This window comes from Pseudomonas fluorescens (assembly GCF_001708445.1).
GTDB lineage: Bacteria > Pseudomonadota > Gammaproteobacteria > Pseudomonadales > Pseudomonadaceae > Aquipseudomonas > Aquipseudomonas gorinensis.
Window position 1 is genome coordinate 2,250,703 of the sequence record NZ_CP015637.1, and the last position, 15,857, is coordinate 2,266,559.

A 15,857-nucleotide genomic window follows, 5' to 3' on the forward strand; every position below is an offset into this window, starting at 1 on the left:
GAATTCAATGTTCGACAAAGTGCTGATCGCCAACCGTGGCGAAATCGCCCTGCGCATTCAGCGTGCCTGCCACGGCCTGGGGCTCAAGACCGTGGTCGTGCACTCCGAGGCGGACCGGCATGCGCAGTATGTGCAACAGGCCGACCAGGCGTTGTGCATCGGGCCGGCCTCGCCCACTCACAGTTACCTGAACCAGTCGGCGCTCTTGTTTGCGGCCAAGGTCAGCGGTGCCCAGGCGATCCATCCGGGTTATGGCTTTTTGTCGGAGAACGCGGGGTTTGCCGAGCGCATCGAAGCGGCTGGCCTGACCTTTATCGGGCCGAGCGCCGCGTGCATCCGCACCATGGGCGACAAAGTCGCGGCCAAGCGGGCCATGCGTGAGGCCGGGGTACCGTGCGTACCGGGGCCGGATAGCGTGATGCCGAGCGACGACGCCAGCATCCAGGCAATTGCCCACGACATCGGCTACCCGGTGATCGTCAAGGCCGCCGGCGGTGGCGGTGGCCGTGGCATGCGCGTGGTGAACGAAGCCGGCGCGTTGCTCGACGCCATCGCCCTGACCCGTGAAGAAGCGCGCTTGGCCTTTGGCAATCCGGAACTCTACATCGAGAAATTCCTCGGCCATCCACGCCATGTGGAAATCCAGGTGCTGTGCGATGCCCACGGCCATGCGATCTGGCTCGGTTGCCGCGATTGCTCCCTGCAACGCCGCCACCAGAAGGTGTTGGAAGAAGCGCCGGCGCCGGGGATCGATCCGGCGCTGATCGCCCAGGTCGGCGAACGTTGCGCCGCTGCTTGCCGGCAGATGGGCTATCGCGGCGTCGGCACCTTCGAGTTTCTGTATGAGGACGGTGAGTTCTTCTTCATCGAGATGAACACCCGGCTGCAAGTCGAACACCCGGTCACGGAGATGACGACCGGCATCGATATTGTCCAGCAGCAAGTGCGCATGGCGCGCGGCGAAGTGCTGGAGCTGCGCCAGCAAGACGTGCAGCTCAACGGCCATTCACTGGAGTGCCGGATCAACGCCGAAGACCCGATCACCTTTATGCCGACACCGGGGTTGATCCAGCGTTGGGACGTTCCAGGTGGTTTTGGCGTACGGGTCGACTCCCATGTCACCACGGGCTACCGGGTACCGCCGTATTACGACTCGATGGTGGCCAAGGTCATCACCCATGGCGCGACGCGTGATGAAGCCATGGCGCGCATGCGCCTGGCCTTGAGCGAACTGTGCGTGGAAGGCATCAGCACCAATATCCCGTTGCACCGCGAGATTCTTGACGACCCGACCTTTTGTGCCGGGGGCGTGGACATTCATCACCTGGAGCGCTGGTTGCAGCAACGGAGCCCGACATGAGTACTGCTTCTGAACCCCGTATCAGCCTGCTCGGCTCCACGGCGCTGTTGTTCGAAGCGCCGGGCGAGCTCGACCTGGCACCGCAGCAACGCATCTGGAGCCTGGCCTTGCAGGCCGGTACATGGCCCGAGATCCAGGAGGCGGTGCCCGGCATGAACAACCTGATGCTTACGTTCCTCCAGCCGCCGCGCAACCTTGAGCGAGTGTGCGAACGTTTGCTGCACGCCTGGGACAACTGTCCGCCATTGCCCCTCGAAGGGCGCATCGTCGAGTTGCCGGTGGTGTACGGCGGCGAGTTCGGCCCGCACATGGCGGACGTGGTGGCGCACACCGGGCTGGACATCGAAACCATCGCCAACCTGCATTGCGAACCGCTGTACCCGGTGTACGCCTTGGGCAGCCACCCGGGTTATTGCTACCTGGGCGGCATGGATGCGCGCCTCGCTACACCACGGCGCCAGGTGCCGGTGATCAGCATCGCTGCTGGCTCCGTGTCGATTGGTGGGGTGCAGACCGGGGTATCCGCCTCGGCCGGCCCCAGCGGTTGGAACACCATCGGCCGCACCGAGATGGTCTTTTTCGACCCGACCCAAAACCCGCCGGCGATGCTGCGGCCGGGTGACATGTTGCGCTTGCGTATCGAGAGGATCATTCGATGATCGAGATTGTATCGACTACCGCCCTGGCCACCGTGCAGGACTTCGGGCGCTTCGGCAGCCTGGGTTACGGCGTGGGCACTTCCGGTGCCATGGACCCTTTGGCGCTGGCGCTGGGCAACCTGTTGCTGGGTAATCCCGAGGACGCCGCAGCCATCGAGATTCCGATGTTCGCGTTCGACGTGCGGTTTATCCAGGACTGTGCCTTCGCCGTGACCGGCGCCGCCTGCGAAGCCAGTCTCGACGGCCAGCCCTTGCCGCCGAACTGGGTGGCGCAGGCGCGGGAAGGCCAAGTGTTGAGCCTGGGTTACCCGAGTTCCGGCAGTCGCGCCTACCTGTGCCTGCCCGGAGGCGTCGACGTGCCCTCGGTGCTCGGCTCGCGCAGCACCCAATTGCGCGGCGAATTTGGTGGTTTGCACGGCCGGGCCTTGCAACAGGGCGACCGCCTGGCTGTGTTGCGCCCTGGGGTGAGCACGCAGCCAACGGATTTCGGTGTTGTTTCACCGAGCCAGGCGCTGCCCTTGCAGTGCGACGGCTTGCCGGCCATGCGCGTGCTGCCGGCGGCGGAGTATGCGGGCTTTACGGATGAGTCTCGCGCGGCGTTTTGGGCCGGCGAGTGGAAGGTCACCCCCCAGAGCAACCGCTACGGCTACCGCCTCGAGGGCGCACCGATCCTGCCCAAGGTGCCGATGGAAATCCGCTCCCACGGCATCGTCCCCGGCGTGATCCAGGTGCCCCATGGCGGCCAGCCGATTATCCAGATGCGTGATGCGCAACCCAGCGGCGGCTACCCCAAATTCGGCACGGTGATCGAGGCCGACCTGTGGCGACTCGGCCAGGCGCCCATCGGCAGCAACGTGCGGTTTATCGAGTGCAGCTACGCCGAGGCCGTTGCGGCCCTGGCAGACAATCAGCGCTATCTCGTGGAGGTCCGCCGTCTGGTCGACCTGCACGGGCTGGCTTCGCGTTAAGGACATCGACCATGACCAATCAAGACATCCGCCAGTTGGCGGCGTGGCTCAAGGAGACCCATCTGGCGGGGGCGGAACTGCGCCGGCCGGGCATGCACCTGGTGCTCAAGCGCGGCGACGATGCCGCGGTCGCGGTTGTTGCCGCCCCGGAGCCGGTGAAGGCAGTGGATGAGCGGTTGCTCAAGACGCCGGGACTGGGCCGCCTGCTGCTGACCCATCCCGATCAACAAGACGTGCTGGTCGCCGTCGGCAGCCCCGTGGAACAAGGTCAACTGGTGGCCTTCCTGCAAGTGGGCGAGTTGCTGTTGCCGGTGCGTAGCCAACTGGCCGGGCGGCTGGCGGCAGTGTTGACCCCGTGTGGCAGCACCGTCGGTTATGGCGAGGCGTTCATGCGCCTGGCCACGGCATAAAGGAAGAGGGCTGGTGATGAAGATCGATTTGAATGCGGACCTGGGAGAGGGCTTCGGGCCTTGGCGCATGGGCGAGGATGAGGCATTGCTCAGCCTGATTTCCTCGGCCAACGTGGCCTGCGGTTTCCATGCCGGTGACCCGCTGATCATGGACACCACGGTGCGCCAGGCCAAGGCTGGCGGCATCGACCTCGGTGCGCATGTGGGTTTCCCCGACCTGATGGGCTTCGGTCGGCGGCAGATGAACATCGAGCTCAAGGAACTGACCACCTACGTGATCTACCAACTTGGTGCGCTGGCCGGTATGGCGGCGGTCAATGGCCACCGCATGACGCACATGAGCTTTCACGGGGCGCTCGGCAACCGGGTTGCGGCCGATGCGGCGCTGGCCGGGCCGTTGGTACGGGCCGTGGCGGCGTTCGACCCGACGCTGATCATCAGTTCCTCCAGCAGCCGCGCCATCGAAGGCGCCGCCGAACACTGCGGGCTGCGCGTGGCCACGACCTTCCTGGCCGACCGGGCCTATGACGATGACTGCCTGCTGGTGCCGCGCGCTGTGGTCGGGTCCGTGATCAAGGAGCCGGCGGCGGTCTTGCAACGGGTTCGCCAATTGCTGGAGGAGGGCACCGTGACCAGCCTCAATGGCAAGCGGATCGCGGTGCCGGCCCATTCGATCCTGCTGCACGGCGATACCCCCGGCGCAGTGGAACTGGCGCGCACCATACGGCGCGAAATCGAACAGGCGGGTGGTTGCATCACGCCGATTTCGCAGCTGCTGGCGACGTCATAAGCAGGGCTTATTGCCACACAGCCATTCCGTCTTGGTCGCCGACGCCCAGGCTGGATAGAGTCAAAGACATCGCGATCACGGGAGTGATCAGCACACGTACATGAGGACACCGACATGCCATTTTCAGACTACCAAACCGCGTTGGTCACCGGCGCTTCTTCCGGGATTGGCGCCGCTGTGGTCGAACGCCTGTGCCAGGAAGGCGTTCAGGTACATGCCCTGGCCCGCAGTGCCGACAAGCTCGAAGCTCTCGCCGCCAAGACCGGCTGCATCGCCCACGCCATCGACGTCACTGACCTGGCCGGGCTGACCCGTTTGTTCGCCACCCAACGCTTCGACATCCTGGTCAACAATGCCGGTGTCGATAAACCAGGCTCGATCCTCAAGGCCGACGCCGACGGCATCGACCTGCTGATCGACGTCAACCTGCGCGCGGTGCTGCACCTGGCGCGCCTGGCGTTGCCGGGGATGGTCGAGCGCGATTGCGGGCACATCATCAACATCAGCTCGATTGCCGCAGCCTACAACTTTGGCGGCAACTCGACATACCACGCGACCAAAGCGGCGGTGAGCATGCTCTCGCGCCAGTTGCGTATCGATGCGTTCGGCAAGCGCGTGCGGGTCACCGAGATCTGCCCCGGCCGCGTTGCCACCGACATCTTTGCCCATGTGCACGGCGATTCCGAAGAGACCTACAAACGCTTTGTCGAGGGCTTCGAATTGCCGCTGGCCAAGGATATTGCCGACGCCATTGCCTTTGCGATCGCTGCGCCGATCGCAGTGAACATCGGCCACATGGAAATCACCCCGACCTTGCAAGTACCGGGCGGGCTCTCCACCGCACGGCCCCAAGACTACCTGGGCTGAAACCCGCCCGTTAAAAACAGAACGGACCTATCCGTCGTCGCGTCACTCCACCACGGCCACGCCGGGTGTTTTTCAGTTCTGCCCTAGCCCAATGCCGATAGGGATTGACCATGAAGCATGACTTCGATTTGGCCGCGATTCTGCAAGGCGAGTACGCCGAGCTGATCGTCAAGGGCATCGAAATGACCTTGCAGCTGGCGGTGTTCGCCTGGCTGCTGGCGATGGTCCTGGCGCTGTTGCTGGTGACCGTGCGCCTGACTGGCCACGCGCTGGCCGACCGCCTGGTGGCGGGGTACGTGTCGTATCACCGCAATGTGCCGACCCTGGTGCAACTGATGTTGTGGTACTTCGGCGTGCCGACCTTGCTCAATGAGTCCACGCAACTGTGGCTGGCCAACCACAACACCGAATACCTGTTCTCGGTGATCGCCCTGGGGCTGTGCCAGGCCGCGTATTTCTGTGAAGACATCCGCAGTGGCCTGCGTGCGATTCCCGCCGGGCAGACAGAAGCTTCCAGGGCCCTGGGCCTGGGCTACGTGCGCTCGATGCGCTACGTCATCCTGCCCCAAGGCGTGCGCAACTGCCTGCCGTCGTTGATCAACCACACGGTGCTTCTGTTCAAGAACACCAGCCTGGCCATGGCCATCGGCGTGATGGAACTGACCTACGCCACCCGCGAAGTGGAGAACTACACGTTCCGTACCTTCGAGTCGTACCTGGTGGCCACGCTGTTTTACCTGGTGTTTTCCCTGCTGCTGATGGGCGCCGGAGCATTGCTTGCCCGGCACTTCAGCAAAGCCCTGGCGAGGTAGACGGCGATGTTCGATATCTTCTCGATCGTGCAGCAAAACTGGACGCTATTCCTCATCGGCCAGTACCCCCACGGCCCCTTGGGCGGGCTGGCGAGCACCCTGATCCTGGCGGCGCTGGCGCTGTTGCTGGCGTTCCCGTTCGGCCTGTTGCTGGCGCTGGCGCGGGTCTCGCCATGGAAAGGCCTGCGCCTGGTCGCCACGGTGTGGGTCTACGTGTTGCGCGGCATTCCACTGCTGATGGTGATCTTCTGGACTTACTTCCTGGTGCCCTTGTTGATTGGGCATAACATCACCGGGTTCATGACCATGCTGTGCACCCTGGTGATCTACCAGAGCGCCTACCTGTGCGAAATCATTCGTGGCGGCATCCAGGCGCTGCCGGCCGGGCAGTACGAAGCCTCCCGCGCCCTGGGCCTGGGCTATGTGCGCACCACGGTGTGGGTGATCCTGCCGCAGGCGCTGTACAACGCGCTGCCCAGCCTGATCAGCCAGTTCATCTCGATCATCAAGGAAACCTCCCTGGGCTATGTGATCAACGTCCAGGAAGTGACCTTCGCCGCCAACCAGGTCAACAACCAACTGCTGACCAAGCCGTTCCAGGTGTTTTTCATCCTGGCGATCATCTACTACCTGCTCTGTTTCGGCCTGACCCACCTGGCCGGTTGGGTCGAGCGCCGCATCGCGCGCAAGCGCCTGGGCAATGGCGGGCAAACCGTGTCGAGCGGGCCGTTGCTGGCCACTGATAATTGAAGAGGGCTGCGTCCATGCATCCAATGATCATGTTTTCGAAAATCAATAAATGGTACGGCGAGTACCAGGCGCTCACCGACATCACCGCCGAGGTTCAGCCTGGGGAAGTGGTGGTGCTGTGTGGCCCCTCGGGTTCGGGCAAGTCGACCTTGATTCGCACGGTCAATCGCCTGGAAGACATCCAGAACGGCCAGATCCTGTTCGATGGCCAGGACGTGCATGGCACCGACGCGCAGATCAACCGCCTGCGCAGCCGGGTCGGCTTTGTGTTCCAGAGCTTCAACTTGTTCCCCCACCTCTCGGTGCTGGAAAACATCACCCTCGCACCGAACAAGCTGCGCAACCTCAAGGGCGCGGCGGCCAAGCAAAAAGCCATGGAGTTGCTCGACCGTGTTGGCCTGGCCCACAAGGCTGGGGCGTATCCGGCGCAGCTCTCCGGCGGTCAGCAGCAACGCGTGGCGATTGCTCGCGCGCTGGCCATGGAGCCCCCGGTGATGCTGTTCGACGAGCCCACCAGCGCCCTCGACCCGGAAATGGTCGGTGAAGTGTTGAACGTGATGAAGGGCCTGGCCAAGGACGGCATGACCATGATGTGCGTGACCCACGAGATGAACTTCGCCCGTGAAGTCGCCGACACCATCTGGTTCATGGACGCCGGTCAGATTCTGGAAAAGAGCAAGCCCGAAGCGTTTTTCGTGCAGCCCTCGCACCCGCGAGCCCAACGTTTTATCGCCGACCTGCGGGCCCACTGAGCCGCGGCGGCTTTGCGTCCTCTGCCATTTCGATTGACCACGTTCAGGAGTTTTTCCATGGGTATGAAGCATCTGTTTATTGCACTGGCCTTGGCCCCTTTGGCCGTCGCGGTGGCGCAGGCCGACCAATTGAGCGACATCATGGCCAAGAAGTCGTTGAGCTGCGGTGTGTACGCCGACGTGCCACCGTTCTCCGCACCCGACCCGACAACCCGCGAACTGGTGGGCATGGACGTCGATCTGTGCAAGGCATTGGCCAAGACCATGGGCGTGGCGCTGGAGCTCAAGCCGCTGTCCGTGGAAGCGCGGATCCCGGAAGTGAAGATGGGGCGTGTCGACGTGATTTTCGCCAACCTGGCCTACACCAAGACCCGCGCCGAACAGATCCAGTTCAGCGACCCGTACTACATCGCCAAGGAAACCCTGGTGGTGCGCACGGCCAACGCCGACCAGCCGAAAAGCTTCTTCAAGGACAAGCGCATCAGCTCCACCAAGGGGTCCACGTCCGAGCAGTCGATCCGCATCGCCGGCGCCACGCCGGTCACGTTCCAGGACACCGGTTCGGCCTACATGGCCCTGCAACAGAACAAGGTAGTGGGGCTGGTGACCAACACCATGACCGCGCTCAAACTGGTCAACCAGGCCAAGGCCAGTGGTGTCGAGTTGGCGTTGGCCAAGGAGCCGATGGCCCTCGAGCCGATTGGCGCCGGCATGCGCCGCGACGAACCGGCCTTCCTGGCCAAGGTCAACGCATCGCTGATGGCAATGGAGAAAGCTGGAGAGATCGACGCGATCTGGGATCGCTGGATCGGGCCGAACACGGAGTACAAGATGGTGCGTGAAGACAAGGTGCAAAGCCTGAGCGCACTGAAATTCGACCCGCTGCCGTAGGCGCAACTCCGGCGATCGAACGCCGCAGCAGTGGGCCCGCTGCTGCTGGAGGTTTCATCGCCTGCCCGTGCATTACCGCCGCTTCGCTGACGTCCGCCGGCTCCCACGGGGCGCCGGTAGTGTTTGATCAATCCCTGGGCCGGCGCGTCGATCAAGTGCGCATCGCGCGCCTGATTCGCATCCACTCTCGATAGGCGGCGGTACGCTGGGCATCAGCGATTTGCTTGGCTTGGACAAAGTGCGCCCAGGTTGTCGAGTCGCCGTTGTAGGACTCGATAAGTGCGTAAGCCTTGGCCTCCAGGCGATCGGCTTCGAAGAACATTGCGGTGTTCTCGGCGATGGTGTCATCCCAGGTCTGTGTTGCCGTGTCGCTAAGCGCATGTCCATTCATTGTGTGACTCCTTGCGTTTATTGGATGCCTCCTGAGGCCCCTGAACTCAATGAGTTTGAGTGCTCAAGAAGATTCAAAAAAAATCCCTGACCATTCGATGAACGAGCGGGCACGCCCTAATGCCGTTCAGTTAAGGCTTTTTTGTAGGAGCGAGCTTGCTCGCGAAGAACTCACAGGCGCCGCGTTCACTCAGGAAACACGCGTTATCGTTGACGTTTTTCGCGAGCAAGCTCGCTCCTACAGAAGGCGATGTACGCTTAACTGAATTCAGGGGCGCGCCAACGTTGTGTAGATACCTCGCAAAACTCAGCGGGGGCTGAGGGCCGCCGGTTTTTTCAGCACATGGGCCATGCCCACCGTGCTGAGATACACCACGCTGCCTGGGTTTGGCGCTTGCAGGCCCGAGCTGCGCACCAGGATGGCCTGGCCAGGCGCGTCCTCGCCCGGTTGTAACGCCACGGTCAGGGTGCAGGTATTGCCGCCGAATTCGCGCTCGGTGACCACGCCACGGCAGCCGGATTCGTCGGTGGTACTCAGGTGCAGTTGCTCCGGGCGCAGCATGATCTGTGCCGCACCATGATTGGCCTGGCTGTCGACCGACACGCGACCCAACGCACAGTGAGCCCAGCCCGCCTCAATCCGCGCGGGCATGACCACGGCTTCGCCGAGAAATAACGCGGTTTGTTCGTCCACGGGGTACTGATAAAGGTTCATCGGATGCCCCGATTGCACCAGGCGCCCCTGGCGCATCACCGCCAACTGGTCGGCGAACGACAGCGCCTCACTCTGATCATGGGTGACCAGGATCGTGGTGATGTTCGCATCACTCAGCAACCGCGCCACCATCTTGCGCATGGCCGAGCGCAGGCCGGTGTCCAGTGCGGAAAACGGTTCATCCAGCAGCATCAGCCGGGGCTGTTGCGCCAAGGCCCGCGCCAGCGCCACGCGCTGCTGTTGGCCGCCGGACAGCTCGTGGGGCCAGCGCCGGGCCATGTTGGCGTCGAGGGCCACGCTGTCCATCAGTTCGGCGATGCGTTCGTGCCGTGCAGCGTGCTTGGCCGCGAGGCCGAAGCCAATGTTGTCGGCCACAGTCATGTGCGGGAACAACGCACCATCCTGCGGCACATAACCGATCTGGCGCTGGTGGGCCGGCACGGCGTGGATGTCGTCGACCAGCACCTGGCCGCTCAGGGTCAGGCTGCCGCTGTCGGGGAATTCAAAGCCGGCAATCATCCGCAGCAAGGTGGTCTTGCCGGAGCCGGAAGGCCCGACGATCACCGTGCGGCTGCCGTTGGGCACCGCCAGGCTGACGTCGGCCAAGGCCGCTTGGGTGCCGAAGGTTTTGCAAAGAGCAGTGAGTTCGAGGGCGTTCATCGGCCGGCCGTGCGTTTGGATTGGTGGTAGAGGAGGCCGGTCAACGGCAGTGAGAGCAGGATCATGATCAACGCGTAAGGCGCCGCGGCGGCGTAGTCGATCTCGCTGGTCATCGCCCAGAAACCGGTGGCCAGGGTGCGCGTGCCGTTGGGCGCGAGCAACAGGGTGGCGGTCAGCTCGTTGGTGATCGCCAGGAACACCAGCGCCGCTCCTGCAGCGGCGGCCGGGGCCGCCAGGCGCATCGTGATCAGCCACAGGGCGCGGCCCGGCGAGCGGCCAAGGCTGCGCGCCATGTTTTCCAGTTCCACCGGCGCCTGGGCGATGCCCGCACGCAGGCTCACCAGCGCCCGTGGCAGGAACATCAGCAGGTAGGCGAGCAGCACGGTGATCGTCGTCTGGTAGATTGGCCGGGCGAAGTGGATGGTCACCGTGACCAGCGCCAGTGCCACGACAATGCCGGGCAACGAACTGGTGATGTAGTTGCAGCTTTCCAGGATGCGTTGCAGGCGGCCCGGCGCACGAATCGACAGCCAGGCAATCGGTACCGCCGCGCAGGTGGTCAACACCGCACCGGCAATGCCCAGCAGCACGGTTTGCTCCAGCGCCGGCAGCAGCTCGCTGAACTGCCAGACCTCACGCCCACCGGCGACCAGCCATTTGCCCAGGGTGACCAGCGGCACGCCGAGGGCCAATGCACAGGTTGCGGCTTGCAAGCCGAGGGAGAGCATGCGGGTGACGGCGCTCAGCCGCACGATGCGTTGCTCACGGGCACTGCCGGAACCGACCCGGGCATAACGTGCATGGCCGCGCGAGGCGGATTCGACGGTGAGCATCGCCAGGCAACACAGGGCCAGCACCGCCGCGAGCATATTGGCCGCCGGGCCGTTGAAGGTGGACTTGAACTGATCGAAAATCGCCGTGGTGAAGGTGTCGAAGCGGATCATCGCGTACAGGCCATATTCGGCCAACAGATGCAGGCCGACCAACAGCGCACCGCCGCAGATCGCCAGGCGCAACTGCGGCAACACCACCCGCCGGAACACCGCCCAGGGCTTGAGGCCCAGGGATTCGGCCACGTCTTCAATCGCAGGGTCCAGCCGGCGCAGGGTCGCCGCCACCGGCAGGTACAGAAACGGGAAATAGGCGATCACCGACACCAGCACACCGGCCGGCAGTCCATGGATCGACGGCACCAGGCTGACCCACGCGTAACTGTGCACAAACGCCGGCACTGCCAGCGGCGCGACCGCCAGCAACGACCAGGCACGGCGGCCGGGCAGGTCGGTGCGCTCGGTCAACCACGCGAGCGCGACGCCCAATACGATGCACAACGGCAAGGTGAACAGCACCAGTAGCACGGTGTTCGTCAGCAACTCGCCGACGCGAGGGCGCCATACTAGCGCTTCGATTTGCGCCCAGCCGATTTGCCACGACACGCCGATCACAAACGCAATCGGCAGCAGCGCCAACAACGAAACCAGTACCGACAAACTGGTGACCCACGTGCCCCCACGGCTTTTGAACAGTCCGTGGGGGCGTTTGCGTAGCTGCGCGTGGGCGATGCCGGGTATCGACGATTCAGGCAACAATCAGAGCAGTCCGGCCTGGGTCATCAGCTCGACAGCCTTTTTGCTGTTGAGTTTCGACGCGTCGACCTTAGGTGCATCCAGTTGCGCCAGTGGCATCAGTTTGGGGTTGGATTGGGCGTTCTGGCCGACCGCGTATTCGAACGAATTGCCGTCCTTGAGGACCGCCTGGCCGTCTTTGCCGGTGATCCACTTCAAGAAGGCCTGGGCCTGTTCCTGATGCTTGCTGGAGGCCAGGACACCGGCACCGGAGATGCTCACAAACGCGCCCGGGTCCTGGTGCTTGAAGTAGTGCAGCTGGGTGTTCTTGCTGTTTTCACCGGTCTTGGATTGGTCGACGAAGCTGTAATAGTGATAGATCACACCGCTGTCGACCTGGCCGGCGTTGACGGCCTTGAGCACGGCGCTGTTGCCTCGGTAGATGCTCGCGTTGGCCTTCATTGCCTTGAGCCAGTCGAGGGTCGCGGCTTCGCCCTTGAGTTCAAGCACGGCGGCGACGATGGCCTGGAAGTCGGCACCGGCCGGTGAAGCGGCCCAGCGGCCTTTCCAGCTTGGCGAAGCCAGGTCCAGCAGGGATTTAGGCAGGTCGCCCTCTTTCAGTTTGCTCGGGTTGTACACGAACACGGTGGAGCGCGCAGCGATGCCCACCCATTTGCCATGAGCCGGGCGGTAGGCGGCGTCCACCTGTTGCAGGGTGGTCGGCGCGACCGGCGCGAACAGGCCTGCGTTGTCCACCAGCACCATGGCCGGGGAGTTTTCGGTGAGGAACACATCCGCCGGAGAGGCCGCGCCTTCCTGCACGAGCTGGTTACCCATCTCGGTGTCGTCGCCATTGCGGATCGTCACCGGAATCCCGGTTTCCTGGGTGAACCCTTCGACCCAGGCCTTGGTGAGGCTTTCATGCTGGGCGTTGTAGACCACGATGCCGACCGGCTCGCTGGCGGCATACACATGCCCGGCGCTGACCAGGGCGGTGGCCAGCAGGGCTTTTTTGACGAACGAAGGAAGGCGGGTGGTCATGCGGTGAGCGCTCCGGGTTTGTATGGCGACACGGGAAATCCGCTAGAGGTCGATTGAGACGAAATCAATAGGAATCATTTGCATGTTTAGGCGCGGCGAATGTAGAGCCGGGAATGAGAAAAAAACGTCAAAAAAATGTGATAAACGGGTCGCGAGCGCACGGGGTTGAAGGTGGTCGAAGTATTTTGGGTGGCCAATCATCAGCTATTGACGTGGGGAGCGATTGCCTACCTCTTTTATCCTGGTGTTACCCCATTCAAGAAAGCTGCTGGCACTGTAGACGTCGACTGACCGACCGCCATCGGGGGCAAGCCCCCTCCCACAGTTTTGACCCCGTTCAGGCAGTGATTTTTGAGGCGGTCAATGTGGGAGGGGGCTTGCCCCCGATGACGGAGGGTCAGTTGATACCTGTATGACTGACACACGGCTATCGGGGGCAAGCCTCCTCCCACATTTATCCTGCATTCCTACCGCCGACCTGTGCGGGTACTCACATCCACCCACACCGCCAGCACCAGGATGCTGCCCTTCACAATCATCTGCCAATAACTGTCCACATCCAGCATCGACATGCCGTTATCCAGGCTGGTGATCACCAGCGCCCCGAGCAGCGCGCCATACACCGTGCCCGAGCCGCCGCGCATGGATGTACCGCCGATGAAGCACGCAGCGATGGCGTCGAGTTCGCCCATATTGCCCGCCGACGGTGAGCCCGCCGCGAGGCGCGCGGTGTTGACCAGGCCGGCGAGGGCGCACATCACGCCCATGATCCCGAAGATCCACAGTTTCACCGCCTGCACATTGATACCTGACAGGCGCGTGGCTTCCATGTTGCTGCCCACCGCATACACGCGGCGGCCGAACACGGTCTGGCTGGTGACGTAGCTGAACACGCCAAGCAGCACCAGCAACAGCAGCACCGGCACGGGAATGCCGTCGTAGCTGTTGAGGGTGGTGACGAACCCAGCCAGCACCGCGCCGATCACCACCACGCGCAGTACGTCCCGCACCAGCGAGTGCGCGGCCAACCCGTGCAGTGCGCGGTTGCGCCGTTGTTTCCAGGTCAAGAACAGGGTCAGGGCAAACAGCAGGACCCCAAGGCCAAGCCCCACCGAATGCGGCAAATACCCCTGGCCCACATACACCAGCGATGGCGACACCGGCGCAATGGTGGTGCCGCCGGTAATCCCCAGCAGAATCCCGCGAAACGCCAACATGCCACCCAGGCCAACGATAAACGACGGGATGCGCAGGTAGGCGGTCATGTAGCCGTTGGCCAAACCGATCATCAAGCCACACAGCGCCACCAGGCTGAGGTTGGCCAGCAACGGCATGTGATAGACCACATCCAGGATCGCCGCGAGCCCGCCGAGCAAGCCGAGCAATGAGCCCACCGACAAATCGATCTCCCCGCTGATGATCACCAGCACCATGCCGCAGGCCAGGATCCCGGTGATCGACATCTGCCGCAGCAGGTTGGACAGGTTGCGCGGAGTGAGGAAACCGCCCTCGGTCTGCCAGCTGAAAAACAGCCAGATAAACGCCACGGCGATCACCAGGGCGAGCATTTTGTAGCGGGTAAACAGCTGTTTGACCTGATTCATCTACGCGGTTTTCCGATCGTTATTATTGTTTTGGCTGAGCGCGGCGGCGAGCACCTGTTCCTGGGTGAGCCCCTCGTTGATGAAGTCGCCCCGCAACTGGCCGTCGCCGATCACCAGCACTCGGTTGGACACGCCGAGTACTTCGGCCAGCTCCGACGAGACCATGATGATCGATACACCTTCGGCCGCCAGCGCGCCCATCAGTTTGTAGATCTCATACTTGGCCCCCACATCCACCCCGCGTGTGGGCTCGTCGAGGATCAGCACCTTGGGTTTGGCCATCAGCATTTTCGCCAGCACGGCTTTTTGCTGGTTGCCGCCGGACAGGCTGGTGATCGGCAAGAACGGGCTGGCCGTCTTGAGGTGCATGCGCGCGATCTGTTGGTCGATGCTGCCCAGTTCGGCCTCGGCGTCGATACGGGTCAGGTGCGCATAGGTGTCGAGCACCGCCAGGGTGATGTTCTGGCCCACGCCCAGGTCGGGAATGATGCCTTGGCGCTTGCGGTCCTCGGGCACCATGCACAGCCCGGCGCGGATCGATTTAAGCGGCGTGCGCGTGTCGATCAGTTGGCCGTCCAGCCACACCTCGGCGCTGTAGCGGCCGGGGTAGGCGCCGAACAGCGCCGACACCAGCTCCGTGCGCCCGGCGCCCACCAAGCCGGCGATGCCGAGGATTTCGCCGCGCTTGAGCACGAAGGAAATATCGTCGACACGTTTGCGCTTGGGGTTGTCGACGTCGTAGCAAGTCACGTGGCGCGCCTCGAAGATCACCTCGCCCACGGCATGGGGCTCGGTGGGGTAGAGGTTGCTCATCTCGCGTCCGACCATCTGCGTGATGATGCGCGGGATATCCATATCGGCCATCGCGGTGGTCGCGATGTGTTTGCCGTCGCGAATCACTGAGATGGTGTCGCACACCGCCGCCACTTCATCGAGTTTGTGGGAGATGTACACGCAGGCCACGCCCTTGGCCTTGAGGTCGCGGATGATGTCGAGCAGCACCTCGATCTCAGAGCGGGTCAGGGCCGAAGAGGGCTCGTCGAGGATCAACAAGCGCGCCTTTTTGTTCAGGGCCTTGGCGATTTCCACCAGTTGCTGGTAGCCGCCGCCGTACTGCGACACCGGCAGCGCGACGTTCATGTCCGGCACCTTGAGTTCGCGCATCAACGCTTCGGCGCGGTGCAGCATCGCCGGGTAGTTCATGCGCCCGCCGGGCAAGGTCAGCTCGTGGCCCATGAAGATGTTCTCGGCCACCGACAGGTCGGGCACCAGGGTCAGTTCCTGGTGGATGATGACGATACCGGCGGCCTCGGTTTCGCTGATGGACTGGGCCTTGAGCGGTTGCCCGTCCCAGAGGATTTCACCCTCCCAGGTGCCGTGCGGATAGACGGCCGACAGCACCTTCATCAAGGTCGACTTGCCGGCACCGTTCTCACCGCACAGGCCGACACATTCCCCCGGCCGCACCTTGATATCGATGCCGTTCAGCGCGTGGACACCGCCAAAGGTTTTGACGATGCCGTTCATTTGCAGCAGGTAGTCGGACATGACCATGGCTCACACAAAAGGCCGAAGAAACGCGGGTTCCCGTAGGAGCGAGCTTGCTCGCGAAGAACCCGAGGA

At 63.2% G+C, this 15,857-nt stretch carries 16 protein-coding genes; 10 read left to right on the plus strand and 6 right to left on the minus strand.

What is annotated here, in order from left to right; translation table 11 throughout:
- Positions 1–7 precede the first annotated feature (7 nt).
- The 10 genes from accC (at position 8) to A7317_RS10290 (ending at position 8,259) form a co-directional block, all read left to right on the plus strand.
- The gene (accC, locus tag A7317_RS10245; protein ID WP_069075705.1) at positions 8–1,360 is read left to right on the plus strand and encodes an acetyl-CoA carboxylase biotin carboxylase subunit; all 1,353 of its coding nucleotides are present in this window, start codon (positions 8–10) and stop codon (positions 1,358–1,360) included.
- Complete coding sequence (gene pxpB, locus A7317_RS10250; protein WP_069075706.1) at positions 1,357–2,019, plus strand: 5-oxoprolinase subunit PxpB; 663 nt, start codon at positions 1,357–1,359, stop codon at positions 2,017–2,019. The genes accC and pxpB overlap by 4 nt, the downstream gene beginning before the upstream one ends.
- Positions 2,016–2,987, plus strand: a complete 972-nt coding sequence (locus A7317_RS10255) for a biotin-dependent carboxyltransferase family protein (protein ID WP_069075707.1) — start codon at positions 2,016–2,018, stop codon at positions 2,985–2,987. The genes pxpB and A7317_RS10255 overlap by 4 nt, the downstream gene beginning before the upstream one ends.
- An 11-nt stretch (positions 2,988–2,998) precedes the next feature.
- Positions 2,999–3,397 (plus strand): biotin/lipoyl-containing protein, encoded by a 399-nt coding sequence (locus A7317_RS10260; RefSeq protein ID WP_069075708.1) that lies wholly within the window; start codon positions 2,999–3,001, stop codon positions 3,395–3,397.
- A 16-nt stretch (positions 3,398–3,413) separates the two neighbouring features.
- Positions 3,414–4,187, plus strand: a complete 774-nt coding sequence (locus tag A7317_RS10265) for a LamB/YcsF family protein (RefSeq protein ID WP_069075709.1) — start codon at positions 3,414–3,416, stop codon at positions 4,185–4,187.
- Positions 4,188–4,301: 114 nt separating this feature from the next.
- Positions 4,302–5,054 carry an SDR family oxidoreductase gene (locus A7317_RS10270; protein WP_069075710.1) on the plus strand — a complete coding sequence of 251 codons (753 nt, stop codon included), beginning with the start codon at positions 4,302–4,304 and terminating at the stop codon, positions 5,052–5,054.
- 110 nt (positions 5,055–5,164) lie between these two features.
- Positions 5,165–5,866, plus strand: coding sequence for an amino acid ABC transporter permease (locus A7317_RS10275; protein ID WP_069075711.1), 702 nt, complete (start codon positions 5,165–5,167; stop codon positions 5,864–5,866).
- Between the two features lie 6 nt (positions 5,867–5,872).
- Positions 5,873–6,616, plus strand: a complete 744-nt coding sequence (locus A7317_RS10280; RefSeq protein ID WP_069075712.1) for an amino acid ABC transporter permease — start codon at positions 5,873–5,875, stop codon at positions 6,614–6,616.
- 23 nt (positions 6,617–6,639) lie between these two features.
- The gene (locus tag A7317_RS10285) at positions 6,640–7,368 is read left to right on the plus strand and encodes an amino acid ABC transporter ATP-binding protein (RefSeq protein ID WP_172831380.1); all 729 of its coding nucleotides are present in this window, start codon (positions 6,640–6,642) and stop codon (positions 7,366–7,368) included.
- Between the two features lie 57 nt (positions 7,369–7,425).
- Complete coding sequence (locus A7317_RS10290; protein ID WP_069075714.1) at positions 7,426–8,259, plus strand: ABC transporter substrate-binding protein; 834 nt, start codon at positions 7,426–7,428, stop codon at positions 8,257–8,259.
- Positions 8,260–8,410: 151 nt separating this feature from the next.
- Here the strand turns inward: A7317_RS10290 and A7317_RS10295 are convergent, their stop codons facing one another.
- From A7317_RS10295 to xylG, 6 genes are all read right to left on the minus strand, one after another.
- On the minus strand, positions 8,411–8,650 hold the full coding sequence (locus A7317_RS10295; protein WP_069075715.1) for a hypothetical protein: 240 nt from the start codon (positions 8,648–8,650) through the stop codon (positions 8,411–8,413).
- Positions 8,651–8,956: 306 nt separating this feature from the next.
- Complete coding sequence (locus tag A7317_RS10300; protein ID WP_069075716.1) at positions 8,957–10,024, minus strand: ABC transporter ATP-binding protein; 1,068 nt, start codon at positions 10,022–10,024, stop codon at positions 8,957–8,959.
- Complete coding sequence (locus A7317_RS10305; protein ID WP_069075717.1) at positions 10,021–11,613, minus strand: ABC transporter permease; 1,593 nt, start codon at positions 11,611–11,613, stop codon at positions 10,021–10,023. Before A7317_RS10305 ends, A7317_RS10300 begins: the two co-directional genes overlap by 4 nt.
- A complete protein-coding gene (locus A7317_RS10310; protein WP_069075718.1) occupies positions 11,614–12,630 on the minus strand; it encodes an iron ABC transporter substrate-binding protein in 1,017 nt (338 codons plus the stop codon).
- A gap of 467 nt (positions 12,631–13,097) precedes the next feature.
- Positions 13,098–14,234: a sugar ABC transporter permease gene (locus A7317_RS10315; protein ID WP_024074736.1), complete on the minus strand. Its 1,137-nt coding sequence runs from the start codon at positions 14,232–14,234 to the stop codon at positions 13,098–13,100.
- Positions 14,235–15,782, minus strand: coding sequence for a D-xylose ABC transporter ATP-binding protein (gene xylG / locus A7317_RS10320; RefSeq protein WP_041161155.1), 1,548 nt, complete (start codon positions 15,780–15,782; stop codon positions 14,235–14,237).
- Positions 15,783–15,857 lie beyond the last annotated feature (75 nt).